This window comes from Burkholderia sp. AU4i (genome assembly GCF_000466765.1).
Lineage (GTDB): Bacteria > Pseudomonadota > Gammaproteobacteria > Burkholderiales > Burkholderiaceae > Burkholderia > Burkholderia cepacia.
Genome location: NZ_ASSI01000046.1, coordinates 22,196 through 48,850, shown reverse-complemented (window position 1 = coordinate 48,850; position 26,655 = coordinate 22,196). Strand labels below are relative to the sequence as shown.

The following is a 26,655-nucleotide window of genomic DNA, read 5'->3' as shown; positions in this document are numbered from 1 at the left end:
AGGTTTCTCCCGATCAACCTTGCGCCCAATCTGTATCTGTCAGGTCACCGCACTGAACGCCCGTCGTCGCGATCATGTTGCTCGTCGCGCGCGACTGCTGTCCCGGCGAGTCCGGGCCGGTCCTCACAGCATCAAGCGGCTTTGTTGAGCGCATCAAGGGGAAGGAGCGCGACAAGGTGCAGGCTCAAGAGTGGGCAGGTCCGCGCGGGCGAACCTCATCATCGATGAACGCCGGCTGTTTCGCAACGAGAAGGGATAGTACAGACGCCCATAGTTATCTGATTGATCCGCTGTAGCCGTTAAGATCGCATCCGAATCCATTTCGGGGGAAGGCGACCTGCCGGATTCGCCGATCGATCTGCCAAAATGCAGGCCTGCGAAATGCGCGACCGCTCGACCGCCGAGTGCTGGGGCCAAACACGATCAGCCCGCTACACGCGATCGCCTTTGTATGAATCCGGAGTCCCGACCATGCAATCTGGTAACCCCCATGATGGCACGAGGACTGTGCCGCCATCAGCGATGGTGAGGATACTCTTCAGGAGACTCATGGCCTCACACAGCCGCCGTACTTCGACACGAGCGACTCCCGACCCGTCCGCTTTCTGCATGCCCCCTTTGACCGACGCACGACGACGAGGCCATCCTCCTGGCGCTTCACGGCCGACGAAAAGCGGCGACACCATGTCGATGCGACCGCAGCCAGACGCGCACGCGACCTCACTCCACTCAAGCAGTTGGACTTCGATTTACTCGCACCACCGGCGGCCAGCCCGCCGCCCTCTTGGGACGACGGAGGACTAGGTCCCCGCCTAACCGCTTGCCTCTTCCTGGTCAGCCCGTCGCCCTTGTCAATTGACGAGGAGGGTGTACCCGCCCGTCGCCAGGTGCCCTGGCTTCCCCGGGAACTCGGGGCGCTGCACGCCCGGCCACCAAAATCCATAAAACCAGCTGTTGAACGCCCCCATCGGCGCGACAGCGACGAATTGCAAACCTACTGCGTCGACGCGCACAGCCATTGCATTCATAATCTGTGTCCATTCCGGGCGCAATATGATCGGGCCGTTCTTGGGCTGCTTGAGGCAAAGCGGCGAGTTAAGTTCGATCTCGCAAAATCCGTAGTCACGCGCCACTGCGATCCACGTCGAGGTCTCTTCAAAGAGCGCTCGATACGGAATCCGCGGCGGCCGCGATCTCCCGGAGCATGACCAGGTCGGCCCCGGGCTCCAGTGGATCGAAAGCCGTCCTCCTCCATGGACCCGACACTGTATGCTCATCGCGTGTTGGCCAAAATGAAAAACACTCCATGCGGAGACAACGAACGCGCCGAAGCTCCCGAATATGAGGACACTGCCCAGGGTCATTGCGGGCGCAACCCACGCAAATGCTGCGCCCTGATAAGGGGCGCCGATGACGAAGCCCCAAAGAGCCGTTCCGATCACAAAACTGAGCGCGATACTGAACTGCACCTTGCAGCGATGCACGGACCAGATTCGTGCCACCTGCCATTTGAAGCGGATGTATTTGTTCTTGCCCATGTTCTTCTTTTATTCCGAGTGCGTTCGAACGAAGAATGATAACGGGCGAATCGAAAGTTCATCAAATCATTGGTTTGAAGTCCCTGCCGAACGCTTTGTCAATCCGGTGTTTGGGCAACGGGCAGCGGATCAGGCGCGACGATGAAAACTTACGGGCTGGTACGAGTCAACAGGCGGGAGCGGGTATTTTGCGCAGATTTCTTCCTGTCCAGGTGGGTAGACCCAAACAGCCCCTTCCTTCATTTTTTTAAGGGTTCTTAGTACCGCCTCGGCTTACGCGCGGAACCGGCCAATGCGACTGTGGCCAATAAGCACTGCAAGGAATGTTGAAGCGAAAACCGTTAGCACATAGAAGGCCGGAACAAGCGGTGTACGGAAAACTCCGATAAGGAGAGTCACAAAATACAGGGAGGCCCCGCCGAAGATTGCGGCACTTACATTGTATGTAAGTGCCATTCCGGCGGCCCGTAATTCGGCGGGAAACAGGTAGGCCATCACGTTCGGAACGACTGCAACACTCGCAGCATAGATGATGGAGAAGAAGCCGGAACATAGTAAGAGCTTCGTCATTGTCGGTTCGGTGTTCATCCAGGAATAGAGAGGAGCGACCGTAACAACCATGATGAAGAGTGCAACGAGCAATTGCCGGTATGCCCCGACCCGGTCAGCAAGTGCACCAAACAGCGGTGTCGCAATTGCCCCTATGCCACCACTCACGAGAAGGGCTGAAAAGGAGACATACATCGGTAGATCCAGTACCTTCACAACATAAGTCGGTGCGTAGGCCAGCAGGATATATGCACCCGAGTTGATCGCCCCCGCGAGAAGGAGCGCCAACACCAATGTCCCCGGCCGCTCAAACAGCGTCTTGAAGCCGCCTTTGACCCGGGAGGCTTGTGATTTCGAAAAGGCCTCCGTCTCCGGAAGATGGCGTCGGATATAGAGCCCAACCGGGGCGATCAATAATCCGACTGCGAAAGGAATACGCCACCCCCAGGAGTCTCGCGATGCGTCCGACAGGACGTAGGAGATAAACAGCCCCGACAGTGCTGCAAGGATTGTCGCGATCTGGGTGCCAGCACTGTACAGGCCGCTGAAAAAACCCCGTCTCTCAGCCGGGACAGATTCCAGGAGATATGTCGCGGCGCTCGAGAATTCCCCTCCCGCAGAAACTGATTGAAGCAGTCGCGCGACGATGACGACTAGCGTAGCTACAAAGCCTATTGCTTTATACGTCGGTGTCGCTACCATCAAGAGCATGGACATGGTCATCGACGCCATGATCAACAGCATGGTGAAGCGCCGGCCCACGCGGTCACCGAGCATCCCAAGCAAGATTCCACCGATCGGGCGAACGATAAACGACAGGGCAAACGTCGCGTAGGTCGCAAGCAACGTCTCATCAGGACTGCCTCCGAAGAAGTGCGATGAGATCGCCAGCGCGAAGAAGCCGTAGATGATGAAGTCGTACCATTCAAGTGCGTTACCGATGACAGTTGCCAGGACCGCGCGGGTTGTACTGTTCTTCGGTGATATGCGATTAGCCTCGACAACTGCCATGACTGTCCTCATTCAGAGTATTCAACTGCCTTGTTCGCCCTCGTCCATCAAGGGCTGTTGGTAAGAAGGCGTTGTAGCATCGCGATGCCTGATAAAATCACTCAGGCACCGTCCTCTTCAGGTATCACTGTAAATGTCTACCCGCGAGCAGCAAAATAGTCGACCGTCACTTGCGCACGTTCGTCGCTCTCACGCCTCGCGCAGCGAGGAGACGCAACGGAAAATCCTGGATGCTGCACTTCGCGTCATCCAGGCACATGGTCTCCAGAAGGCCACAATGACGGAGATTGCACGGGAGGCGGGAGTATCAGCCGGTGCACTTCAGCATCACTACGGGTCAAAGGATATTCTCATCACCCGAATCATTGACCTCATCTTCGAAGAGTCGAAGCCAGACGGTGACATTTGGCCCAGCGTTACTCTGCCTGTCAGACAACGGGCTTACGCTTTTGTCGAGCGGGCCTGGCAGTCAATCTACGGAACGGAGCGTTACCTCGCTTCGTGGCATCTTCACTTCGGGGTGCATGCGTCGGAAGCGTTGCGCGTGAGGCTAAATGAAGTGCGGCTCGAGTGGGACAAGGAAATGACCACTCGCTTCCTGCTCTCCTTCCCCGAACTGGAGGCCTGCATCCCTGACCCAACCGGCTTCGCGAGGTTGGTTTTCTCAAGTCTGCGTGGTATAGCCTTCCTCGCCTGGTTCGGTGACGCATCCGACAAAAATCTCGACCAGCTGAACGCCCTTGCGGAGTCAATTAGCCGAGTTGCCACCGGTCATACTGACGAGGGCGCATAGCCCGGGCAAAACACATTTATTTCCATACGGTCCGCATCAGTCGCAACCAGTTTCCTCCGAACACCAGACGTAGGTCCGAATCAGAGTAGCCCATCGTCAGCAGTTCATCAGCGACGTCATTCAATGACGTAGGCTCGAGCTGTTTGATATCCTGCCGTGTATAACCTCCATCCTTCGGCCAATGCGTGGCGTTCTTCGCTGCCAACGCCGTAATCGCAGGCAGGTCGAACACATAGTCCAGACCGAAACCAACGGACTCGATTCCCGCAAGCTGGACAACATAATCAATCTGCCTTGCGAAGCCGGCAGCACTTGCCTCATCATCGCCCGTGAAAATGCTCATCCCGGTAAGGCCGAAGACGCCACCGCTCCGTGCGATCGCCCTGATCTGATCGTCGCGATAGCAACGCGGATGATTGTGCAATTCCCAGATATTTCCGTGACTGCATATCACGGGACGATTCGAATGTTCGATCGCTTCCATGCTTGCCTGGTAACCCGTATGCGCGACGTCGACGAACATGCCAACCCGATTCATTTCGTCGATAACCATTCGACCAAAACGGCTCAGGCCACCTTGACCCATCTCGTGACAGCCGTCCGCAACGAAGTTTTTCTGGTTATATGCCAGCAGCATGTGACGAATGCCCAGTTTGTAATAGGCTTCGATAAGATCCAGGTTGCGACCTATTGGCAACGTACCTTGGAAATGAAAGCCGACTCCCAATTTTCCCGCGCGTTTGGCGAGGACAATATCTTCCGCAGTTTCGACCAGCACGCACACGTCGGCCTGATTCTGGAAGAATCGCCTGCATTCAGCGAGAGCCGTGAACGCCTTCGCAACATCAGGTTCGTCATCCACTACCGTGAAGGATACGTAGGTAAGGCCTGCATTGCGGAGAAGTCCCGGGAGCGCAAGTCGCCTGACGGGGTCTCCTGGAGCAAAAAATGGGAAAGTCATGTCGCAAACGATACTTTCCCGAACAATTTTAGACCCCTTATCCAAGTTAGACACATCGTACTCCTAAGTTAAAAATGGAGACAAGCTGGACACGAGCGGCAGTTAGCCGATTGAATGTTCCAAATTTTTTCCTGGCCCTGCTTCGAATAAACAATGGCTATGTCCATTCGCTTCGCAGCATACTTCCTGGCCCGATATCTGCGCACCCGAAAGGGTAGACCCGCCCGCCAGATACTCCACCGCACCCGCCACTGCGGAGGCAAACGGATAGCAAACACACCTTCCTACGTTGCCGTACTCGGCAACGTAGATCGAATTGTGAAGTTCAACGGCAAGGTGGCCCGTATCGACGTCGATGGACTTGATGGCGAATCGCCCCATACCCCGGGCCGAAACCCTGTCGAAATATCGTTTCAGCACTTCTTCCCGACATGCCCCTGACCGAAGCTCTTCCTGCTCGCACCAGACGCGCGTGCCCTTCCGGGTTGCGTGGTTGAAGAGCTCGGCCGTCGCGACGAGGCCAAACTGCTCCTCGGCCTGTTTCTGAACAAACACCCAGAAACGCCTGGGGATCGGAATCATCGGTTGCCCCTCCGACATCCAGGCTCCCGATTCGTTATCTATATCCACCGGCACGGGAAGTTTAGTCATTCGCGACCCCTCATTTACAATATGCGTGTAATGTAAATTGCTAAATTCCGCGACGGTACTGGGAAGATCCCTATGTACGGGCCAGGTGATCGGCCATTGCCCGGCAACATTCTCTGTAGCTTGCCAGGCACTGGCACCGCGGTGCGCCAGCCGACACGGACCGGCTCGCTCTCGCGCACGCAGCGTTGCACCGGGTTGGCTCGGCAGAGCGGCCTGAACTACGCAGGGTCACGCCAGCCGGGGCAGCGCCGGACAGAAGATCGGGAGAAATCTGATTCAAACCTCGTCGTCCGCATGGAGGGACTGGCTGACCGTGCGGAACTGCCCCTGCGTTTTGAGGTTGTTCCCTTCGCTAGCGGCAAAGGAGCAAGCCGCACGACGACGGAACATGGGTGCCCGACCGGCGCAACGCGTTGTTGCTCGAGGCATGCAACCGGTAAGCGGCCTGACAAATCGACCGATACGCCGTGTAATCAACGAATCCCGGCGCTCCCATGAAGATACGGGAGCATGAAAAGGCCATTTCCGCCCCAAACAGGAATCGGAACCGCACCGCGGCATCGATATCAATATGCGACCACAAAGGATCCCGCAAATTTCAGGGACACCCGTCCACTTCCATCGCCCAACCCGCCCCCCCGGCAACAGTACGCTGGTCAGTACTCACCCTCCTGCGGCAGCAGATGAAATCGCCTGTCTCGTGCAAATAGCTACCGCAAAAGTCGCTTTGCCTAGATCGTGGTCCCTATTCCTGCAACCCGACTGAAAACCGGACGGCTATAAAGTGATGAGTTCGCGACATCTGTTGCCTCTCATCGACAAGGCTCCGGCAGGGCACTGCGATCGCGTCCATGCTTCACGGCAGATGAACGGCTGAAGCCGCGACCGACTGTCGTTCAACAATGCCCTCTGCTGTCGTATGAGTTTTGGCCTTGCGCACTCATCTCGATCAACATATCCATGGAGAAGGAATGAACGACATGAAGTTGGGCGATCAATTAAATCTCCGTCAGATTTTCCTGAAAATTCCCGATCTCGCCCTGCCGATCATTGACTGCTTTCAGCACCTGATGAGAGGGCCGTCCTCTCTGTCCCCGGGGGAGCGCGAACTGATTTATTCCTACACGTCGGGACTCGACGGCTGCCATTTTTGCGCATTCTCTCATCGACACTGTGCAATCGGACTGGGCATACCGGAGTCCGTATTCAGCGTTCCGAGGGATCGTATCGGCGCTGCAGATCTTCCCGCCGAAACGCGTGAGCGGCTTGCTTTTGCATCGTCTCTTCACGCACTTGAGCGCGACTCCATGTCCTTGACTGCTCCTGTGCTATCGAACCATCCCGCTTCGGCTCGCGAAGACGTCGTTCGGGTGACGGCCTTCACCGCATTTATGAACCGGGTCATTGACGGACTTGGCGCCATATCGCCGGACGCGATGCACGTTATCGCAGGAAAAAGTCTTGCGCAATTTGGCTATCTACAAGTTCGCAAAGACGTTGAATCATTGATCAATGCCACAGGTAGCCATCCAACCCAGAGACTGGACGGCCTGCCCAGTGACTGGCCGGGCATCACCAGTCCCCTTGACGCTACGATGGCATGGTTGAACGCAGTGACCGCACAATTGCTGCGTCAGAACTCTGGCATCTCGACCCAGTTAAGACTTGATATCAGGCAGGCGGTCCTCGGCTCCAGAAAATATCCGGATGACGTCAACGGCACTCAACAAAGTCGCACCGAACGCGACGATGCCCTGCTTCAATTTGCCGTTGCCGTGGGCACATCGAAGGCGCGAAGTGTTGCCGACGACTTCGCGAGGTTACGTGGCCAGGGATGGACCGATCGAGATATCATCGACGCCGTATTGATTGCGGCAGGCGCTGCCTGTTCACTGAGAGTTACGGCTGGTATGGACGCCCTCGCAAACTTGACCTAACTAGTCGGCAAAGCGCAACGTGACGCATTGAAAATAAAGGAACAGGAAGGCATCTTCCCGGCAAAACTCAAGGACGCCGTCGCGTGTGATGCACATGATTTTCGGCGTAGTTCTGAATAGATACGCGTGAAACGTGATCGGGATTGCACTCGCTCCATCTGCCGAATGAGTATCAGGGATACGGTCCGCATTCTGGCAGCGACAAGCGCCCCCTTCTGACCCATGCCTCACCGGCTCTGCTGCGTTTCACTTCAGTGTGACTTTGTGCGTCGCCACGATCGGCTGATCCCGACCGGACAAAGCGTCGTGCTTGAGCAGGCGTCACGCGACAAGCGCCAGTAGACGAGGGATTCCGCTGGCGCCCGTCGCAGGCCGCGTTTGCTCAGCCCAGAACGTCGCTGCCGGAAACGGCAGCCCGGTCGACATTCACCCACCGATCAATGTTTGGTGGTGATTGGCGTCCACTTTCCGTTCTTTACTTCGTAGAGCGTACTCGACGGATCCTTCAACGCGCCGGTGTCGCTAAACGCAATCGGACCGGTAATGCCGTCGACCGCTTGCGAATGCAGTTTTGCCAGGTATTGAGTCGGGTCTGGCGAGTTTGCCGCCTGCATGGCGTGAATTGCTGCCCATGTGGCGTCGTAGGCAAATGGAGCATACGTCAGCATCGGCGTATGGAAAGTCTTCTCGTAGTTCGACTGGAACGCCGCGCCACCGGGAAGCGATGCGATCGGTTCGCCATACTCCCATGCCATGGCCCCCTCTGCGGAACCCCCTGCCAGAGAAAGGAATGTCGGTTCCATGACCCCACCTCCGCCGACAAACTGGGCAGCGATTCCCAATTGCTTCATGCGTTTGACGATCATCGCCGCCTGCGGATTCAGCGTCGCCACAAATACGAGATCGGCATTGGTGCTCTTGATATGTGTGAGTTGAGCGCTGAATTCAACCGCCTTGTCAGTCGTGAATTCGCGATCGACGACATTCCCATTGGCAGCCTTCACAGCCTTCACGAATTCATCTGCCTCACCCTGACCGAACGCCGTGCGGTCGTCCAAGACTGCGATGCGCTTTGCCTTGGTCACTTCAACCGCATATTTACCAGCATTGCCGGCGTTCTGGGCATCTGTCGCGATGGTGCTAAAAACATTGCTGAAACCCTGCGAGGTAATGGTCGGATTCGTCGCGGATGGGGTAATCATCGGAATTCCGGCGTTGGCATAGATGCGGGAAGCCGGAAGCGTCGTTCCTGAATTTTCGTGGCCAATCACCACCGCGACCTTCTTGTCCGCGAGCAGCTGCGCGACTTCGACAGCGGTCTTGGGATCAGCCTGGTCGTCCTGCGCCAGGACGACGAAGTGAGCGGATTTGCCACCGATCGTCAGCTTCTTTCCGTTGGCACTGTCCACGGCCAGTTGCACGCCGTTTAACAAATCCTTGCCGTAGGCCGCGTTATTTCCGCTCAGTGGCGCCGCTACGCCGACCGTGACCGTCACCTCATCTGCCGCCATGGCAGCACTCTGAAAGGCTGCAGCCGAGGCTGCCAAAAAGAAATATGCGGCGGCGGTAGCGCTAAACATCCTTTGTGTCGATGTCAGTCTTTGCTTCGTTTGCATTGCGACTACTCCTCTGGCGGTAGATAAGGTAAAGAAAGTGCTTTCAGACCACAGGCCTGACGGAACCGGACGATGGGTTCCGTCCACCTTTTCTGGCGCTCAAGTGGTCTCAAACGTTCATCGGGGAATCGGTAAGCAACTGCAGACTCGAGGGACGCAGGACCTGATCGATGAACCGTTGCTGGTGCGGCTTGTAAAAGTCCCAAAGGGCACGCAGAGCGACTTCGGGGTTTTCCTGGAAGTCGATGCGCAGATCGACGAGCGGCCAACTCTGCTGATCAGCAATCAGAAGCGCCGCCGACATGACCGGCTTGGTTTCACCGCCGGCCTTCACACCAGCGTCGAGCGCTTTCATGAGCCGATCGCCGAACTCCAGTTCGGGGGCGCGCTCATACTCGGCAATCATGCTATCGGTGATGTTGTGATTGGCCAGGAAGTTTCCGGTGGCTACGCAGGCGTCGCCGACGGTACCCGTGGCGATGTTGGGAATCGCGGGTCCGCAGAAAAATGCAACTCGCCCTTCCTTGTCCACAGCCGCGAACTGGCGTTCGCCAGGATCGTCGTTTGCCTGTGACAGCACCCGGACAACTTCCGGCGCACTCAGTCCCTGGCTGAGGAGCTCGAGGCCGACAGGGCCCTGACGGGTGTCGGTGCGATGCTGCGTCGTCACGGCGCCGACGCCTGCCTTTACCCAGGGGCAACGATTCCCGACAGCAATCGCCGAGGTTGCGATCGCGATGCCGAACATGCCGGTTTTCTTGTCCTTTGCAGCGATTGAGAATGTCATTTCGTATTCCTTAATTAATGGGAAAGTAACTGCCGTACGTCTGTGTAATATCCCCGCCGCCTCACCCACGAACCTCGGGGCATCCGCCGCAGCTCAAACGCACGCTTTCACGACCGCCGTGTTGCGCCCGGCGTGTCGTTACCACGCCCCTGACCGCGAGGCTCCTGGTCAGGAAGGCATTCTCCTGATAATTCACATCGGCGATTGTAGCGCTACAATCTGGTGCCGATGCGCAACCTTGACTCTGAAACGGAGCGTATAGCAGAAAAAATTGTAGCGCTACACTTTTTTATCCGTGAGCCGGAATGGCGGGGGAGTCCGCGGAGTTACGCCCTTAAAGCGTTGCACCCTGTTTAAATCGAACCCCATTTCGCCGCGTGTGGCCCTTGCAATTGTTGCGCTAAAATGCGGGGCCTGGTTTAGGTGGCAGCATCACGGTGGACCGGCGTCCATCGCTTCGCTAGCCTTCTTCCCGTGGGTTCGATCACTGCAACTTTGGAAGGCACGGTGGGCTCATGCCTGAATGTTTCGGTTGCTACCGATATGTCGCGGCGAATGAGGGTAGCGCATGTTCTGTGCATCCGCGCAGTAACTCCGGTGCCGCAGTTTATGAGAATCGTGCCGGGCTCACGCGGCACATGCGGCCAACCTTGTCAGGCAATCATCGCAGCAATCCCGCGGCGATAGCTTCTTCCGTATCGCCGCTCGTCAGGAGGTTGGAGCGTGGACCACAAAATCAATTCATCACGCAGCGGTGCCAAAAAAAAGGCGACAATGCAGGACGTCGCAACGTTGGCCGGTGTCGCGCCCATGACCGTGTCCAACTGCTATCGGGTGCCCGACAAGGTACATCCGCAAACGCTCGCCAGGGTCCTTGAAGCCGCAGCAAAACTGGGCTACACGCGTAACCGGATTGCAGGCAATCTCGCGTCAGGACGCAGTCAGGTGGTCGGTGTACTTGTACCTTCTCTGGAGAATTCCAACTTCATCGGAATGATTCAAGGTCTGGAAGATCGACTGCATCAACTCGACCATCAGCTGATGTTGGCGGTCACGCCGACGGCCGACCGAGAGCTTGACTCCATTCGCACCTTTATCGAGAGGCGCATCGACGGTGTAGTGCTGACTGACGTGCAACATTCCCGTGACACTGTCGACCTGCTCAGGAACGCGCGCCTGCCGACGGTCGAGACATGGAGTCTCAAGGGGCCGTTCATTGACATGGGTGTCGGCTTTTCCCTATACGATGCGGCCTTCGACATGACAAATCTCATGATCGAAGCGGGCTACCGCAGGATTGGCTTCGCCGGGTTCACCCCCGCTTCGACAGAGCGATTCCTCGAGCGGCAACGTGGCTTCGAGGACGCACTCAGGCGTGCGAACCTGCGTCACGATGTGCACGCATATACCGAACAGTCCGAAGGATTTGCCGGCGGCCGGATCACCCTGAATGCCCTCCTCAGAGAGGAACCCGAGCTGGATGGTGTCTTTTGTGGCACCGACATACTTGCCGCGGGGATGATCTTTGAATGCATGCGCCGAGGCTGGAGGGTACCTGGTCGAATCGGCATCGCTGGATATGGGAACTATCAGATTGCCTCGGAAATAACGCCCAAGCTCACGACCGTGGCAACTCCAGGTTATGAAATGGGTGTGGCGGCAGCAGAAATGCTCGTTGGAAGGCTGGTCGGCGCCGCACCGGCACCCGTAATTCGCGATGTAGGCTACAGACTGATCAGCGGGGCTTCCTTCTGATTCGCGCAAGCGCAACCGGAACGCTTCGCGACAGCCACCTTCGAAGCCTGAGCCGAGCGCCTCACCGGAGCGCAGGTCGTCGTTCAGGCGCACCGGGCGGCCTGCTACCTGGTTTCGTCCCTGTCCGGCGCTACCAACCGGCCAGAAGGGTAAGCGCCGCTTTAAGGTCGCCTGGCATCGCCGTACGCGACAATTGCGAGAAGACGGCCTGTATCCGGGTTACTTGAGTTGAACCGTGACGTAGCGGGACAATTTATCAGGCGCTGCAGCAACCAGCGCCCGATCCACCGCGCTCACGACCCGTTCGATATCGCGCCTGAATGGCCCGCGGTGGCTTTGGGGCGCATTTCCATGCGGGCCTGCCAATACTGTGAGCATCAGGGCGTGTGATTGATCACGTCGAAGGCGCTAACGCATAAGGCAGTATGTGGTGCGCATGTCAGTAATCACCGTGCACGATGAAATGGTTCGGGCATCGGGCTATCAGGCACAACGCCTACGTCGGATCGCCTTGCCTTAGTCCGTACCCGGTCTACCCGACTTCAGCGCGACGCGCCGAAAATCCTGCCAGCATTGATTGACCAGCTTCATTCCCTCCACCGCAGGAGCCCAGGCGACCATGCCGCGTCGCGAAGTAAACAACGGCAAGATCGGCAATGTGTCCATTACGCGCGCATCGGCGGCCCGATACAGTGCGATCCGTTCGTCCGTCGAGACGGTCGTGCGTGCGCGGTCAAGCAGCGCATCGAGCACGCCATCGCGGTTGTAGCCTGCATTAAAGCCGCACGGCGACAGGTTCGCACCATGTAGCACCTGCTCCAGCCACAGGTCGCAGGACATCCCCCAGCTCATTTCGCTGAAAGCAATGCCGTCGGGCGCACCTTCACGCCACTGATTGCAGTAGGCCACCCAATCTTCATGGAGCGTCACCTCCAGACGAATGCCGATCCTGGCCAGATCCCGGGCCACGCATGCGTAGATCGATCCAGGATCGAGTTGCGCCGAGCCGGCGCGCGCCGCGACCACCCGTAAGGACAGCGTATCCACGACGCCTGCTTCGGCCAGCAGCGCGCGGGCACGCTGCGGATCGTACGCATAGCGATCCGGCAAGTCCGCCACATGCGCCGGCGCCCCCGGCGGAATCGCACTGCTGGCAGGCAGCGCGGCGCCCGGAAAAAGCGTTCCGCACAGGGCCGTGCGATCGATCGCGCAGGCGATGGCGCGCCGCACCCGCACGTCGGACAGATGCGGATCGCGCAGATTGAATACCAGATACCACAGATAGGGCGGCGCAAACGCCGGCACGCTGAACCCGCGCGCGGCCAGATCCTCGAGATCCGCGCCCTCCAGGCTGTAGGCGAAATCCACGCGGCCCTCGACGAGCGCGCGGACACGGTCGCCGAGGTCGGGAAACGGCAGGAAGTGGACGCCCGCAAGCGCAGGCGCCCCACCCCAATACGCGTCGTTGCGCGACAGCGCCACCGCGGATCCGCCTGCCGTCTCGAAACGGCGCTCGAAGCGGAACGCCCCGGTACCGGGTGCTCGATCGGTGCAGCCGTCGGCGCCCCACCGGCGCAGCGCCGCCGGGCTGATCAGCGACTGAGCCCCTGGCGCGTCCTCCTGCGTCATATAGCGCAGGAATTCCGGGAACGGCTCGCACAGCAGAAACTCAACCGTCCTCGCGTCGAGTGCGCGCACGCATTCGATCGCCGCAGCCCCGGCACGATTGAAGTCGGCCACCACGGGCGAATAATACGGCGAGTCGGGACGCACCATCCGCTCGTAATTGAGCACCACGGCGTCGGCATCGAGCGGCGCGCCGTCGTGAAAGCGCACGCCGTCGCGCAAGCGAAACACGAAACGACGCGCCTCACGCGACACTTCGACATGCTCGGCCAGACGCGGCACGACGCGCGTGGGCGCATCGGGCGGGCTGGGCTCCGTATCGAAGTCGTCCTCGACCAGGCTTTCATGAGTCTGCTGTACTACGCGCCCGGTATTCCACCCGCCGAACGAGCGCGGCGGGTCGATGCCGTCCACGGCCCAGTCCAGCGCCACCCGCAGTATCCGGTCATGCTTCATTTGGTCTCCTCGAATCGTCGTCAAGTGGCAAACAGGCGGCCGTCGCCGCGGGCGTGGTGCATCGCCGCGATCTCAAGTCCTGCAGCCGCGCTGCATTCCATGTCGTCGGGCCGCGTGTTCAGCGCAATCTCTGTCGCGGCGATGACGTCCGGCGCGAGCCCGCTCAACAACCCTTGCGCCGCCGCTGCCGGCACGATGTCGAGCCGCACCGCAGCCGACAGGATCATGGTCGCCACTCCGCGCATCTCGATCAGCACGGCCTCGTCCCGGCCGATGCCCACCGCGGCCGATAGTGCTCCCGAGACGACTGCCAGATGGCCGGGCGTGCGCCGGGCGGAGACCTCGGCGGCATATTGCAGCAGTACCGCGTCGGTGCCGAGCGACGGCGCGAGTGCGGCGAGCCGGCTGCCGCAACGGCGCGAGGCGGCTTGTGCCGGCTGCGTCAGTTTCAGCAGATCAAGCCGTGCGTCGGTCGCCGCGAGCGCCTGCAGATCGCCGGCGCGCACCGCGTCGTGCGCCATGGCGGTTGCGGCGCCGTCGCCACGTGCGGCGCCATGCATGAGCGCCGCGACGACCATCTGGCGCAGTGCCGGTGCGCCCGTAACGCGCCCGGCGCGCAGCAGCGCCTCAAGTCCCATTGCATGCGCGTGGCGCCCGATCGGTAGCGCGGCGTCGGCGAGTTGCATCAACGCCAGCAGCGCGCCCGCACGCACCGGATCGACCGCCTCGGTATCAGCCATGGTGCCGATGTGCATGGCCGACGTGGTGCTGCGGATGCTCGTGTGTCGCCCCCGTACAGATCGGTGGCCCATCGGCGGCGAACCGCCTGTGCTCGAATCGGATCGCCAGATCGGGTAGTCCGAGCGCAAGCACCGGCCGCGACGCGAGTTCCGGGGTATCGGTCACCGGCACGACGATTTCGTTGCCGCGCAGTTCCGACGGGCTGTGACGGTTGCCCAACGCATGCCCGATACGAAACGCCGCTTCCGGCGTCAAATCGAGCAGCGCGATCACCATGACCGGCTCGGCAGGGCGCGCTACGACGACGATGCGCGCGCCGTCGTCATACAGCACGGCACCGTGGAAAAGCCAGTTCTGCCGCGGCAGGTCAATACCGAGCTCGGTGCCGTCCTCGGCATGCAGACGCATCCGGCGCCGCCCTGCATCGTGGGCGGAAATGCTGACGGCGACGTGCTGCCGGTGCGAGAATCGCGGCGCATCGGCGCGGCCGAGTATCTGGTTCACGAGCAACATAAGCATCCTTATTTTCTGAGTATCGGCGCGGGTAGCCCGCGCATGCATCGCCTCGCGGCGTCCCAGGCCAAGTGCGTGGCCTGGCGCAAAAGCGTCGCTTCGCCGGCCAGAAACCGCGCCACCGCGCCATGCCGGGACGCCAGCACGGACGCGCCGCCGTAAACACCCGGTAGCTTCGCCAATGCGGCATCGATGCACTCCGCCAGGTCTTCCGCTCGCCCCGTTTGTGCCAGGGCAAACAGACTGCCCATGTAGCCCTCCCTGCCAAGGCTTCCCTCAAGAGCCGGATCCGCTTCCTCCGGTCGAAACGTGGACCCGTCGCGCAATACGACCGTGCCGCCGAAACTGGCCTGCAACCGCAGGGAAATCGATCCGTAGACGTGGCGTTCGCCGCGCGCGACCCGACCGGGGGCAAGCGATTCCGCGACGATCGCGCCAGCGCCGTCGGCCAGATCGATCTGCGTCTGCTGCCGATGAACCGCGCCCGGGTGAGAAATCAGCATGTCCGGAATCGACTCGAAGAACGCATCGCGGCCGACCGACACCTGCATGTGCTGCACCGACAAGGCATCGCCCTGCAGCCGTGTCGCAGAAGGCGTGGACATGCATAGCGCGGCGCCCTCTTCCAGATGCATCTCCAGGTTCAGGTGATCGCCGCCGAACACCGAACCGGCCGCGTTCTGCACGTAAATCAGCGCGCCGGGTCCGTGATCCAACGGCAGCACCGCCGTCGTGGTCAGCGGATAGCACTGCCGCCGCTCTGCGAGCCGGGTGTGCCCTGTCCTGTCGCGGACGAAGCGCATCGACAAACAGCCATCCGTCATCCGCGGATACATCCGAACAACGCGGCCCGGGCGATTTCGTCGAACACGGCACGCACGCCGCCGCCGCGCCGCAAATCGGTAAACAACGAGGGCCGGTCGGGACGGGCTCTGGCTACGTCGGCGCGGATGCGGTCCAGTTCGGCGTCGACATACGGTGCGAGATCGACCTTGTTGACGACGAGCAGATCGGCGCGCAGCACGCCCAGGCCCCGCTTGCGCGGAATATCGTCGCCGCCGGCTACGTCGATCACAAAGGCCCACCAGTCCACCAGTTCGCTCGAAAACGTCGCGGCAAGATTGTCTCCGCCGCTTTCGATGACGATTACGGCGGGCTGGAAACGACGCTCCAGCCACTCGACCGCCTCAAGGTTCACCGACGGATCTTCTCGAATCGCCGTATGCGGGCAAGCCCCGCTTTCGACGCCCAGCACCCGCTCGGGATCGATCAATCCCGAGCGCTTCACGCGTTCGGCGTCTTCGCGCGTGACCAGGTCGTTGGTGATGACGGCCACCGAAATGCCCTCCTCGGCGAAAACCGGCAACAGGCGCTCGACCAGGCGCGTCTTGCCGCTACCTACCGGACCACCGATCCCCAAACGTACTGCAGTCATGGTGTTCTCCTACTTGAGCATGTACGACATGCCGAGTGCCACGCGCTCGGTGGGCGCGCTATCAATGATCTGTCCGTCGACGCTGACGCGGAAGGTTTCCGGATCGACGTTGATCGGTGCGACCATGTCGTTGCGGATCATGTCCCGCTTGGTCAGCCCGCGTGTGTCCGCGACCGGCACCAGCTTGGCCTTCAGGTCCAGGCGGCGCCCCACATCGGCGGCGATCGACGGTGGCGCCACGAAGCGAACGCCAAGCGCCTGCGGCGCGCGGCCGAAGCAGCCCCACATGGGTCGGTAGCGCAATGGCTCACAGGTCATCAGCGAAGCATTGGCTTCGCCGAGCGGCGCCCACACCGGAAAGCCAGCCTTCATCACCAGCTCCGGCTTTGCCCCGAAACTGTCGGGACGCCAGAACACCAGATCCGCCAGCTTGCCAGCCTCGACCGAGCCCACTTCGCCGTCGATGCCGAACATGCGCGCCGGGTTGATCGTGTACTTGGCGATATAGCGCAGGATGCGAAAATTGTCGGCGCCGGACCCGCGGTCCTCCGCCAGGCTGCCGCGCAGCACGCGCATATGCTCGGCCAGTTGCCAGCAGCGCGCGACGGTCTCTCCGATGCGCCCCATGCCCTGACTGTCCGAGCCGATCGCACTGATCGCGCCGAGGTCATGCAACACGTCTTCCGCACCGATCGTTTCGCGCCGGATCCGGCTCTCGGCGAAGGCCACGTCTTCCGGCAAGCGCGGGTTCAGATGATGGCTCGTCATCGCCATGTCGAAGTGCTCGTCGAACGTATTGATCGTGAACGGATTGGTGGGATTGGTGGACGAAGGCAGCACGTTGGCCCTGCCGCAGATGCGGATGATGTCGGGCGCGTGGCCACCGCCCGCGCCCTCGACGTGATAGGCGTGGATGCAACGATCGCCGATGGCTTTCAGCGTGTGCTCGACGAAGCCCGATTCGTTCAGCGTGTCCGTATGCAACTGGATCTGGCCACCACCGATCTCGGCGGCTTTGAGCGCAGCGTCGATCGCGGCCGGCGTGGCGCCCCAGTCTTCGTGGATCTTGAGGCCGGCGGCACCGCACGACAACTGTTCGACGAGCGGTTCGATGGCATGCGACGCTGCTTTTGCAATGAACCCGAAGTTGAGCGGGAACGCTTCGGCGGCCTGCAGCATCAGGCCGAGATTGCGCGTGCCGGTCGAGGCGATCGGCACGGTGGTAGGGCCGAGGCCGCCACCCATCAACGTGGTGATGCCGCCGCACAGCGCCTCGTCCACCTGGCCGGGATCGATGAAGTGCACGTGACAGTCGATGCCACCCGCCGTCACGATCAGGCCCTCGGCCGCGCGGATGTCAGTGTTCACGCCCACGCGCAGGCCGGGCGTCACTCCGTCCATGATGTTCGGATCGCCTGCCTTGCCGATGCCGACGATACGACCGTCCTTGATGCCGATATCGCCCTTGACGATCCCGGCGACCGCATCGATGACGAGTGCATTGGTGACGACGAGATCCAGCACCCCGTCGGCCGCGGTCCGTTCGCCGTCGCAGCCGGTACCGGCGCGCAGCGTCTTGCCGGCGCCGAACACGAGTTCGTCGCCGCCCGCGCAGAAGTCGCGTTCGACCCGCGCCCACAGGCCGGTGTCGCCCAGGCGGACGCAATCGCCCGTGGTCGGACCGTAAAGCTGCACGTATCGTGAGCGTTCGATGCTGCAGGCCATGCCTACTCCTCCAAAAATGCCGCGAGCCTCGACATCGCCACTTGCCGCACGGCGGGATCGTCCAATGCGCCGTTGACGAGTCCCGCCAGGCCGTACACCGCTCGCGCGCCTCCGATGGCCACCAGGTCGACGTCACGTGTATCACCGGGCTCGAAACGCAGCGTCGTGGCCGCCGGGATGTCGAGGCGGTAGCCGTATGCGGCGTGCCGGTCAAACGCGAGCGCCGGATTAACTTCGAAAAAATGGTAGTGCGAGCCGACCTGGATCGGCCGGTCTGCCGAGCTTGCGACGCGCAGGCGCAAGGTAGGGCGATGCCGATTGACGACGACGGGTGTCCGCTCCAGGCGCCAGCGCGGCGGCGGTGCCTGCGGCTCCCCCTGGCTACCCGGGCCGATGGGATCATGCACGCAGACCAATTTCTGCCCGTCGGGGAAAAACGCTTCGACCATGACTACCTCCACACGCTCGGTAACCCCGGGCATCACGTCATCGTCAGTCAACAGCGTGGAGGCGAGCGCCACCATATCGGCCACCGTCCCGCCTACGCGTGCGCCCTCGCACACCGTATCCGCGATCAGGGCGCGGGCCTCCGGTTCGGTCAGCAATAATCCTCTGCTGCGGCGCGATCTGGCCAGTTGCGCTGCCTGATGCAGCAACAGACGATCGACTTCACGCGGAAACAGGCGCATGCATTGACTCCGTTCACACCGATGGAGACGTCGAATCCTAGACGCCGAGATACTGGGCAATCCGGCCGTTCGTGTCGGCCTCGCCCCTGTTGCCGCACAGCACGATCTCGCCGCCTTGCACGACCACATATCGATCAGCGAGTTTCAGCGCGAAGCCGAGATGCTGTTCGATCAGCAGAAAGCTGGTGCCGTATCGCTCGCGCTGCAGACGGATGACTTCGCCTATGCGTTGCACCATGGCCGGCTGCAACCCCTCCGTGATCTCGTCGACCAGCACAAGCCTGGCGCGGGTCGCCAGGGCGCGCGCCATCAGCAGCATCTTCTGCTCGCCGCCACTGAGCGTGCCGGCACGCTGACCGAGTCGCTGCGCCAGAAACGGAAATGCCGCCGCGGCCGTTTCGATCACCTCCGCCAGTGGCCGATTGCGCGTCGCCAACCGGAGGTTCTCCCGCACCGTCAGGTCCTGGAACAAGGCTTTTTCCTGTGCGACGTAGCCGATGCCGAGGCGCGCGATCCGATGGGGCGGCATGACGGTGATGTCCTTGCCGTCAAGCGCCACCGAACCGGTTTTTTTCCCCAGAAATCCCATCACGGTGCGCAGCAGCGTGGTCTTGCCCATGCCGTTCTTGCCCAGCACCGCCACAATCTCTCCCGGGGCGACGTCAAGCGCCAGATTGCGGACCACCATCGATTCGCCGTAGCCGCTGGTCAGGTTCACTGCGTGGAGTAAGGGATTCATGCCGCATGCTCCAGATTCTCGCCGCCGGTATAGACGCTGCTCACCAATTCGGACGAGACGACTTCGTCGACCGATCCGTCGAGCAGGATTTTTCCCTGATGCAGGACGATGACGCGCGAACTGATTTCCCGAACGAAGTTCAGATCGTGTTCAACCAGCAGGACGCAGATACCCTGTTCGCGCACGATGTCCACGAGTATGCGGCCAATCTGCGTGCGTTCGGTCTTGGTGAGCCCCGCCGTCGGTTCGTCCAGCAGGACCACGCGTGGTTCGAGCGCCAATACCATGGCCAGCTCGAGTGCCTGCTTCAGGCCGTGGGACAGCAGGCGAGCTTCCTCGCCCAGCCGCTCGGCCAACCCGGTGGCCTGGACCACGTGAAACGCGGCCTCGGGCAATTGCAGCGCCGTTCTACGCCGCCACAGCGAGGGGCGATCATGGACGAACCGGGCGATGCCGAGGCATTCGGCCACCGTCAGGGTGTCGAACACGTTGGCCATCTGGAATTTGCGCCCGACGCCCATGGCGACGCAGCGCGCTGGCGGCGACTTGCCGATGCTGCGGCCGTTGACCACGACATCGCCTGAGCTGCGCTCCATGCCGTCCGCGATGCAGCGCATGAGCGTGGTCTTGCCGGCGCCGTTAGGCCCGACCAGACTGACGATTTCTCCGGCACGAGCGGCGAAGTCTATGCCGCTCAATACCGCGAGGCTACCGAAATTCTTGTGCACGTCGACGACCTGGAGCGCAGGCGGCACGCCGTCCCCGGCATCCTGCCGATGCGCCGTCCCGCTGGCGAGCGCCAGCTCGGGCACGAACGCACGACGCGCCGCCTGCGTGGGGCGCACGCGCCCGAACAAGCGGCGCAGCGCCGCTGGCACGATGGGCAGCAGCCCGCGCGGAAAAGCGATGATGACAATGACGAAAATGCTGCCGATGAGAAGTTTCCATACATAAGGAAAATCACCGCTGAGCTGCGCGCTTTCGTAGTCGACCAGCATCGTGCCGAAAATCGGACCGAGCAGCGTTGCCCTGCCGCCCAACGCGGTCCAGATCACGAGCTCGGTGCCGAATACGAAACCGGCCAGTTCCGGCGAGACCAGCATCGAATAATTGGCGTACAGATAGCCCGCAACGGCACCGACGGCGGAGCAGCCAAGAAATGCGGTGGTCTTGAGCAGCGCAGTGTTCAGCCCGAGGTATTCGCAACGCTGTTCGTTTTCGCGAATGGCGATCAGGATCCGTCCTGCGTCGCTGTGAACCAGCAGCCACGCGCCAGCCGTCACTACGATCAGAAAGCCACCGGCGATCCAGAACCATGCCTGCATGGACAGATCGAAGCTGTCGAAACCGGTCAGGCCGCTGCTCGATCCGGTGAAATTTCCACCCGAAAAAATCACCTGGGTACAGACGATGCAAAGCACCAGCGTAATGACCGAGGCATAGAGATTCGTCGCACCGTGCCAGAACGCCAGCCAGCCGACCAGCGCGGCGACCGCCATGGCCGCCAGCACGCCCAGAACAAGCGCCGCGAGCGCCAGCCACGGGCTGAAACCGATGTGGGTAAATATCAATCCCGAGGTATAGGCGCCGATGGCGAAAAATGCGGACTGCCCGAAGGTCAGAATCCCCATATACCCCCACAGCAGATCGACCGTCAGGGCGACCGCCGCATACAGCAGGGAGCGGGTCAGAACGTTGACCGAATAGGAATCGAGCACGACGGGCCCGAATCCAACGAGCAACGCGCCCACCAGCACGATGATCGCCACCGGCCGCAAGGTGCGGCGAACCTGCGCGAGAGTCTCAGACACGGGCAAATCCTTCCGGACGGATGCGCAGAATCACGGCAGCCAGCACCGTGATGGTCAATCCGCCGAGTATGGGATCGATATAGACGCTGATCAGCACCTGCGCGGCTCCAAGGACCAGACAGGAAACGGCCAGCGTCAGCAGCGAATAGCCGGACACCATCACCAGCATGAACGCGTTGACCTGCCAGGGCACACCCATGTTCGGATCGATGCTCGACAGCGGTGCGATCACCATCCCCGCTATACCGGCCAGCGCCGAGCCGAGCGAAAAGGTCACGAACCGCACCAGGCCGCTATTGATGCCGAGCCCGCGGGCCAGATCCTCGTTCATGATCACGGAGCGTGTCTCGAGACCGAGGCGCGTGCCCTGCAGCAGCAACGTCAGCAGGCCGCCGAGTGCCAGAGCGACCAGTACGAGGCTGAGCCGATAGAGCGAGTACTCCGTTCCCAGCACGTTCACCGTCCCCGTCAAGGGCGAACGGGCAAAGTGCACACCGCGGCCGAAGCACAAGGTCACGACCTGGCTGATGACGATGCCGAGCCCCCAGGTGGCGAGGATCGCATCCAGCGGCCGTGCGTAGAGCGGTCGCACGGCCAGAGACTCGACCACGACGCCCGCGACGCCACCGACCAGCGCGCCCAGCGGCAAGCCCAGCCAGGGGTTCATGCCCAACCCGGTACATGCCAGCGCGGCGTAGCCGCCCAGCGTGATGACCGCGCCGTGCGCGAAATTGATGATCTTCATTACGCCGAACACGAGCAGCAATCCGCTGGCTACAACGAACAGAATCGATGCCGTTGTCAGGACATCGAGAACGAGCGCAATCATATACGCGACCTTTTACGAGAAAGACGCCCCGCGACCGCCTTGCGGCCGGGGCTTGGCGTGTGCGCTGATCGATCCAGGCATCATTTGAGGTTCGGGCACTGCTCGCCCGGATCCTCGTTCTTGAACTCGGAGATGACCTTGACACTGCCGTCGGGCATTACCTGCCCCAGGTACATGGAAAGTGCCGCGTGACGCTCCTTGTCCATGGTGATGGCGCCGCGCGGCCCATCCACCGTGACCGACGCGAGCGCCGGAATCACCTTGTCGGTCGCGGTCGAACCGGCCTTGGCGACGGCCTCGGCGTATGCGAGCACCGCATCGTATTCCGGCACCGAGAGGTCGTTCGGCGTTTCCAGCTTGTCGCCGAACCTGGCCTTCATTGCGGCCATGAATTTCTGATTGGCGGGTGTCTGCAGGCTGGTGTAATACGAGCCGGCCACATAGGTGCCGACCGCATCCGCGCCCATGCTCCTGGCCGTGCCCTCGTCGATGCTGAGATTGCCGTACAGAGCCTTGATGCCGCCGGTGCGCAACTGCTTGGTCAGGGTGACGTTCGGCACGCCGCCAGCCGTCGAGATCATCAACGCGTCGGGGTGGACCGCGCGAATCTTGCTGACGATGGCGGTCCAGTCGGTCGCGTCGATCGGGTTGTATTCCTCACCGACGACCTTGCCGCCGGTTTTCTCGATGTACTTGCGCGTGAACGCCAGCATGCCGCGCCCGAAAGCATAGTCGCTGCCGATCAGAAAGAAGGTCTTGGCATCCTTTTGCCTGGTGAAGTAATCGACCATCGGCGCAACCTGCTGCTCGGGCACCCATGCATTGATATACATGTACTTGTTGCACGAGCGTCCCTCGTAGAACGAGGTGTAGATAAACGGTATCCTGCCGCGCGTGACGATGGGCAGCGCCGCGTTGCGGGCCGCGCTGGTCTCCATGCTGACGATCGCGTCGACCTTTTTCTGGAATACCAGCACGTCATAGGCTTTCTGCGCGCCGGCGGCGCTCGAGCTGTCATCCACGATCTCGAGCCGCAGCTTGCGACCGAGCACGCCGCCGGCGGCATTGATCTGATCCACGGCCAGATCGGCCGCCTGCACCACCGAAGGCGCAACCACGCTGTTCGCACCACTCAGCCCCACTGCTACGCCGACCACGATGTCGTTGGCTGCGTATGCGACGGGCACGCTCAGGCACAGCGCCATGCCGGCGACGAAACCGACTGTTTTCTTTACGTCATGCATAGTATTTCTCCTGGAGTTTGTTTTTTGCTCACCGGTTGCCTTTCAAAGAACCCTGTCGACGCCTGCGCTCAGTGCCCGTCGAATGCCGGGATGCGGCCGTAGATATCCGCGCGCCGATCCGCCAGCACGTCGTTGTGCGTGCCGACGCTCGTGCGTGCGTCGAGCGTGATGGAGGCGCTAACGATTTCCTCGAGCGAGCGGCTCGCTACGTCGCCCACGGGCCAGCCACTCTGGTCCACGACGAGGCTTTGCCCCTCGAAAGGCTGTCCGCGTTCGACGCCGACGCGATCCGCACAGGCGACTACCAGGCCGTTCGTATGCGCGGCGGCCATCGCGAGCGTATTCGCCATGGCCGGACGATCGGCCGACTGGTTCGGCATCGGTACCCAGTTGGTCGGGACGCATACGATCTGCGCGCCGCCCAGCGCATAGAGGCGAAACAGTTCGGGAAACCAGAGGTCGTAGCAGATCGCGATCGCGATCCGGCCCAGCGGCGTGTCGTAGATCGGCGAGGGCCGATCGCCGCTGGCGAACAGCTTCTTCTCGTCGCCCCACAGATGCGTCTTTCGATAGCTGCCGAGATAGCCGTCGGGTCCGAGGAGCACGGCGCTGTTGTACAGCGCGCCATCCGCCTTTTCGGCGATGCCGGCGACGATGTAGACGCCAAGCGCAGACGCGACCTCGCTCCAGGCCGCAGTGGTCGAGCCGTCCGGCACGGGCTCGGCCAGGCTTTCCGCTTCGGCGCGCGAGTCGAACACGTAACCGGTGTTCGCCAGTTCCGGCAAGACAACGAGCTCGGCGCCCAGGTCCGCCGCTCGTGTCACGAAGTCGATGGCGCGTCGTACGTTGAGATCCTTTTCGCCGATCCGGGGCGCCATTTGCACGCAAGCGATCTGCACGTTTTTCCTTGAAAAAAGCAAAAAGCTCCCAGTCCGTGGAGTAACGGAATCTGGGAGCTTTCGTAGCCGTGGTAGCGGCAACGCTGCCGCGGGACGTGGAAGACGCCTTGCCCGTATTAGTCACGGAACAAAATTGAGCGTCAAGCCTGAAAAAAATTACCCGACAAACGACACTTCGGCGCACGAATGCGTCAGGACTCACCTTTCTGCAAATCGAGTCCGTCGAGCATTTCCTGCGCGCTGATGATCGAATTGGCGATCACGCTGGTAGACACCCGCTTGCCAGACGCCTGCTTGCGAATGAACTGATAAGCGTCGGCCTCGCTCATGTTGCGCACGCTCATGATGATGCGAGTGGCCTTCTCGATTTCGCGTCGGGCCTTGAGCGTTTCCTCGATCTTCGACGCCTTGCCGATCAGGCGCTGCTCATAGGCGCGCAAGGAAAGCGCGAGCACCAGCGCGGACAGGATGCCGACCGCGCGCAACGGACGTACCAGCACGCCGTGCGTATTGCTGTCGAGCAATGCCTTGAGCAGGGTTGGATTTTCCGAATCGAGCACCGCGACGCGCGCCCCTTCGGTCTCCGATGCCAGCCAGGAAATGTCAGGCGGATCGCCGATCAAAAAGAACAGCGCTTCGGCCGGCGGCAGCACCGCCACGGGCGGCCAGATCGCTTCGACCTGACATCCGATGCGCTTCAGTTGATGTGTGAGGTCCCTGCCGTCCGTGTCGGGCGGATGAACTACCAGCACGCGAATATTGCGCAGGTGATGGATGATGTCTTCGTTGCTCAATCGGGCATCCTCGCGTGTTGCGCACCGTAGTCGAATGAATGACTGATCAGATAGGGATCGGGTTTGACTGGATGGAGCGCTTCCCAGACGAGGTCGAACTGCCCCCTGTCGTTCAGAATGCCGATCCGAGAATTGAGCCAGGTATGGTTGTTGTCGGCATCGACGATGACACGTCCCTGCGGCGCATCGAATTCCACACCAGCGGCGGCCGCCGCGAGCTTTTGCGGATCATCCACTCCCGCGCGCTCCAGGGCCGCCGAAAACAGGTAGATCTGGTTGTAGGCACTTTCCGAGTTGTAGCTCGGCATCGAGTCGCGGCCGAAGCGCCGTGCAAAACCTTCCTGAAATCGCCGACTGCTGGACGTATCGACGCTCGCAAAATACGTGGCGGAAGTAATGTGGCCCGAGCAATATTCCGGACCGATTTTGCTGACCTGGTTTTCCGCCAGCGAAAGACTTCCCACCGGCAGCTCCCGCGGATCGAGGCCAGCGTCCCGGTAGAATCGATAGAAGGGGCGCGTACCGCAGCCGATGATGGTCGACACGACAGCCGCCGGCCGATCGCGCTTGATGCCGTCGACCACGCGGCGCAGGACGATCTCGTCCGGAACGATCGGCACGTAGGTCTCGTCGACGATGCGGCCGCCGGCGCTTTCGATCAAACAGCGCAATAGCCGGTTGGTCTCGCGCGGAAAGACGTAATCCGACCCGACGAGCGTGATGTCCTTCCCGACATGCGAAATGATGTAGCCCGCCAGTTGCATCGTGCTTTGATTCGGCGCAGCCCCGGTGTAGATGACGTTCGGCGAATACTCGAACCCTTCGTAGTTGGCCGGGTACCAGAGCAGCCCGTTGCGGCGCTCCAGGCTTCCCAGTATCGCTTTGCGACTGGCCGATAACAAACACCCGAAGATCACGCTGACGCCGTCGTCGACCAGCAGTTTGTCGGCATAGCGCCGATACTCGGCGGAATCGGACCTTGGGTCGTAGCACACGGGTACGATAGGGCGACCGAGCACGCCACCCGCCGCGTTGATTTCCTCTATGGCAAGCACAGTGCCGCGAAAATACTCCGACTCGGTCTCTTCGGCCACGCCGGAACGGGAAAACAGGATGCCTATCCGCCACTCGTCTTTCATAACCAGCCCGCCTGCCGCGACACTCTCTCATAACCTGATTCCGGATAAGAGTAGCGGAAAAAAATAGGCGAAAATAAAGCATGCGGCCCGGCAATTGGGAACTCTGTCGGTTGGACCCCGGCTCACGCGTCAGCACTGCTGACGGCCAGAAGTAGCGTGACGTTGCTCAATAGTGCGTGTGGTCCTCCGAAGCATTGAGGTCGGACGGCGGCAGGAGCTGTCTTCGCAGTATCGGCTTCACGACACTTGTGCCTTCGATGAAACGACTGCGCGAGGATACCTTGCCCCGGCAGGAGGCAATCCGCGAAGCTCAGGCAAGAATTATCGCTGCGCCGATGCCACCGTCAGATCTATTCGTCAAAAAATCCGCTGTCGCTTACGGGCTCGATGATGGTCTGCCACGTAATCGCGGCAGCC

General features: G+C 61.1%; 23 protein-coding genes. 3 read left to right on the top strand and 20 right to left on the bottom strand.

Annotated elements, in window-relative coordinates:
• Positions 1-851: 851 nt before the first annotated feature.
• Both L810_RS10495 and L810_RS10490 read right to left on the bottom strand, forming a co-directional pair.
• A complete protein-coding gene (locus tag L810_RS10495; RefSeq protein ID WP_012431180.1) occupies positions 852-1,538 on the bottom strand; it encodes a hypothetical protein in 687 nt (228 codons plus the stop codon).
• Between the two features lie 273 nt (positions 1,539-1,811).
• Complete coding sequence (locus tag L810_RS10490) at positions 1,812-3,098, bottom strand: MFS transporter (RefSeq protein ID WP_012431179.1); 1,287 nt, start codon at positions 3,096-3,098, stop codon at positions 1,812-1,814.
• A gap of 133 nt (positions 3,099-3,231) precedes the next feature.
• Here L810_RS10490 and L810_RS10485 point away from each other — a divergent pair, with 133 nt between their 5' ends.
• The gene (locus tag L810_RS10485) at positions 3,232-3,891 is read left to right on the top strand and encodes a TetR/AcrR family transcriptional regulator (RefSeq protein ID WP_012431178.1); all 660 of its coding nucleotides are present in this window, start codon (positions 3,232-3,234) and stop codon (positions 3,889-3,891) included.
• Positions 3,892-3,907: 16 nt separating this feature from the next.
• Here L810_RS10485 and L810_RS10480 read toward each other — a convergent pair whose 3' ends face one another.
• Entirely contained in the window at positions 3,908-4,906 is a 999-nt protein-coding gene (locus L810_RS10480; RefSeq protein ID WP_012431177.1) for a dipeptidase, read from the bottom strand.
• 48 nt (positions 4,907-4,954) lie between these two features.
• The gene (locus L810_RS10475; RefSeq protein WP_042974000.1) at positions 4,955-5,503 is read right to left on the bottom strand and encodes a DUF5943 domain-containing protein; all 549 of its coding nucleotides are present in this window, start codon (positions 5,501-5,503) and stop codon (positions 4,955-4,957) included.
• Positions 5,504-6,474: 971 nt separating this feature from the next.
• On the opposite strand from L810_RS10475, the gene L810_RS43920 reads away from it, so the two are divergent.
• The gene (locus tag L810_RS43920; protein ID WP_012431175.1) at positions 6,475-7,440 is read left to right on the top strand and encodes a hypothetical protein; all 966 of its coding nucleotides are present in this window, start codon (positions 6,475-6,477) and stop codon (positions 7,438-7,440) included.
• 437 nt (positions 7,441-7,877) lie between these two features.
• Here L810_RS43920 and L810_RS10465 read toward each other — a convergent pair whose 3' ends face one another.
• Complete coding sequence (locus L810_RS10465; RefSeq protein ID WP_039350192.1) at positions 7,878-9,020, bottom strand: branched-chain amino acid ABC transporter substrate-binding protein; 1,143 nt, start codon at positions 9,018-9,020, stop codon at positions 7,878-7,880.
• A gap of 145 nt (positions 9,021-9,165) precedes the next feature.
• Positions 9,166-9,843, bottom strand: coding sequence for a DUF1028 domain-containing protein (locus tag L810_RS10460; RefSeq protein ID WP_012431173.1), 678 nt, complete (start codon positions 9,841-9,843; stop codon positions 9,166-9,168).
• A gap of 723 nt (positions 9,844-10,566) precedes the next feature.
• Between L810_RS10460 and L810_RS10455 the strand changes: the two genes are divergently transcribed.
• Positions 10,567-11,598 carry a LacI family DNA-binding transcriptional regulator gene (locus L810_RS10455; protein WP_012431172.1) on the top strand — a complete coding sequence of 344 codons (1,032 nt, stop codon included), beginning with the start codon at positions 10,567-10,569 and terminating at the stop codon, positions 11,596-11,598.
• Between the two features lie 516 nt (positions 11,599-12,114).
• On the opposite strand, the gene L810_RS10450 is transcribed toward L810_RS10455, so the two are convergent.
• The 14 genes from L810_RS10450 to L810_RS10385 all read right to left on the bottom strand — a co-directional run bounded on the left by L810_RS10450 (position 12,115) and on the right by L810_RS10385 (position 26,238).
• Positions 12,115-13,680: an ABC transporter substrate-binding protein gene (locus tag L810_RS10450; protein WP_012431171.1), complete on the bottom strand. Its 1,566-nt coding sequence runs from the start codon at positions 13,678-13,680 to the stop codon at positions 12,115-12,117.
• A 20-nt stretch (positions 13,681-13,700) separates the two neighbouring features.
• Complete coding sequence (locus L810_RS10445) at positions 13,701-14,435, bottom strand: urease accessory protein UreF (protein WP_223274406.1); 735 nt, start codon at positions 14,433-14,435, stop codon at positions 13,701-13,703.
• Positions 14,413-14,925: an urease accessory protein UreE gene (locus L810_RS10440; protein ID WP_226291999.1), complete on the bottom strand. Its 513-nt coding sequence runs from the start codon at positions 14,923-14,925 to the stop codon at positions 14,413-14,415. Before L810_RS10440 ends, L810_RS10445 begins: the two co-directional genes overlap by 23 nt.
• A 17-nt stretch (positions 14,926-14,942) precedes the next feature.
• Complete coding sequence (locus L810_RS10435) at positions 14,943-15,737, bottom strand: urease accessory protein UreD (RefSeq protein ID WP_223274410.1); 795 nt, start codon at positions 15,735-15,737, stop codon at positions 14,943-14,945.
• Positions 15,738-15,754: 17 nt separating this feature from the next.
• Positions 15,755-16,369, bottom strand: a complete 615-nt coding sequence (ureG, locus tag L810_RS10430; RefSeq protein WP_012431167.1) for an urease accessory protein UreG — start codon at positions 16,367-16,369, stop codon at positions 15,755-15,757.
• 9 nt (positions 16,370-16,378) lie between these two features.
• On the bottom strand, positions 16,379-18,094 hold the full coding sequence (gene ureC, locus L810_RS10425) for an urease subunit alpha (protein ID WP_012431166.1): 1,716 nt from the start codon (positions 18,092-18,094) through the stop codon (positions 16,379-16,381).
• A 2-nt stretch (positions 18,095-18,096) separates the two neighbouring features.
• Positions 18,097-18,783 (bottom strand): urease subunit beta, encoded by a 687-nt coding sequence (locus L810_RS10420; RefSeq protein ID WP_012431165.1) that lies wholly within the window; start codon positions 18,781-18,783, stop codon positions 18,097-18,099.
• Between the two features lie 37 nt (positions 18,784-18,820).
• A complete protein-coding gene (locus L810_RS10415) occupies positions 18,821-19,522 on the bottom strand; it encodes an ABC transporter ATP-binding protein (protein ID WP_012431164.1) in 702 nt (233 codons plus the stop codon).
• Positions 19,519-21,333 (bottom strand): ABC transporter permease subunit, encoded by a 1,815-nt coding sequence (locus L810_RS10410; RefSeq protein WP_012431163.1) that lies wholly within the window; start codon positions 21,331-21,333, stop codon positions 19,519-19,521. Before L810_RS10410 ends, L810_RS10415 begins: the two co-directional genes overlap by 4 nt.
• Positions 21,326-22,159 (bottom strand): branched-chain amino acid ABC transporter permease, encoded by an 834-nt coding sequence (locus L810_RS10405; RefSeq protein WP_175932827.1) that lies wholly within the window; start codon positions 22,157-22,159, stop codon positions 21,326-21,328. Before L810_RS10405 ends, L810_RS10410 begins: the two co-directional genes overlap by 8 nt.
• A gap of 83 nt (positions 22,160-22,242) precedes the next feature.
• Positions 22,243-23,406: a substrate-binding protein gene (locus L810_RS10400; protein WP_012431161.1), complete on the bottom strand. Its 1,164-nt coding sequence runs from the start codon at positions 23,404-23,406 to the stop codon at positions 22,243-22,245.
• A gap of 68 nt (positions 23,407-23,474) precedes the next feature.
• Positions 23,475-24,305 carry a nitrilase family protein gene (locus L810_RS10395; RefSeq protein WP_012431160.1) on the bottom strand — a complete coding sequence of 277 codons (831 nt, stop codon included), beginning with the start codon at positions 24,303-24,305 and terminating at the stop codon, positions 23,475-23,477.
• Between the two features lie 191 nt (positions 24,306-24,496).
• Positions 24,497-25,099 carry an ANTAR domain-containing response regulator gene (locus L810_RS10390; RefSeq protein WP_012431159.1) on the bottom strand — a complete coding sequence of 201 codons (603 nt, stop codon included), beginning with the start codon at positions 25,097-25,099 and terminating at the stop codon, positions 24,497-24,499.
• Positions 25,096-26,238, bottom strand: a complete 1,143-nt coding sequence (locus L810_RS10385) for a transporter substrate-binding domain-containing protein (RefSeq protein ID WP_012431158.1) — start codon at positions 26,236-26,238, stop codon at positions 25,096-25,098. The genes L810_RS10390 and L810_RS10385 overlap by 4 nt, the downstream gene beginning before the upstream one ends.
• Positions 26,239-26,655 lie beyond the last annotated feature (417 nt).

Coding starts and splice junctions, on each gene's coding strand:
- L810_RS43920 (WP_012431175.1), top strand. CDS start 6,475: ATGAACGACATGAAGTTGGGCGATCAATTAAATCTCCGTCAGATTTTC.
- L810_RS10420 (WP_012431165.1), bottom strand. CDS start 18,783: ATGCGCCTGTTTCCGCGTGAAGTCGATCGTCTGTTGCTGCATCAGGCA.
- L810_RS10490 (WP_012431179.1), bottom strand. CDS start 3,098: ATGGCAGTTGTCGAGGCTAATCGCATATCACCGAAGAACAGTACAACC.
- ureC (WP_012431166.1), bottom strand. CDS start 18,094: ATGGCCTGCAGCATCGAACGCTCACGATACGTGCAGCTTTACGGTCCG.
- L810_RS10485 (WP_012431178.1), top strand. CDS start 3,232: ATGTCTACCCGCGAGCAGCAAAATAGTCGACCGTCACTTGCGCACGTT.
- L810_RS10465 (WP_039350192.1), bottom strand. CDS start 9,020: ATGTTTAGCGCTACCGCCGCCGCATATTTCTTTTTGGCAGCCTCGGCT.
- L810_RS10415 (WP_012431164.1), bottom strand. CDS start 19,522: ATGAATCCCTTACTCCACGCAGTGAACCTGACCAGCGGCTACGGCGAA.
- L810_RS10460 (WP_012431173.1), bottom strand. CDS start 9,843: ATGACATTCTCAATCGCTGCAAAGGACAAGAAAACCGGCATGTTCGGC.
- ureG (WP_012431167.1), bottom strand. CDS start 16,369: ATGACTGCAGTACGTTTGGGGATCGGTGGTCCGGTAGGTAGCGGCAAG.
- L810_RS10445 (WP_223274406.1), bottom strand. CDS start 14,435: ATGCACATCGGCACCATGGCTGATACCGAGGCGGTCGATCCGGTGCGT.
- L810_RS10450 (WP_012431171.1), bottom strand. CDS start 13,680: ATGAAGCATGACCGGATACTGCGGGTGGCGCTGGACTGGGCCGTGGAC.
- L810_RS10385 (WP_012431158.1), bottom strand. CDS start 26,238: ATGAAAGACGAGTGGCGGATAGGCATCCTGTTTTCCCGTTCCGGCGTG.
- L810_RS10495 (WP_012431180.1), bottom strand. CDS start 1,538: ATGGGCAAGAACAAATACATCCGCTTCAAATGGCAGGTGGCACGAATC.
- L810_RS10400 (WP_012431161.1), bottom strand. CDS start 23,406: ATGCATGACGTAAAGAAAACAGTCGGTTTCGTCGCCGGCATGGCGCTG.
- L810_RS10475 (WP_042974000.1), bottom strand. CDS start 5,503: ATGACTAAACTTCCCGTGCCGGTGGATATAGATAACGAATCGGGAGCC.
- L810_RS10435 (WP_223274410.1), bottom strand. CDS start 15,737: ATGCGCTTCGTCCGCGACAGGACAGGGCACACCCGGCTCGCAGAGCGG.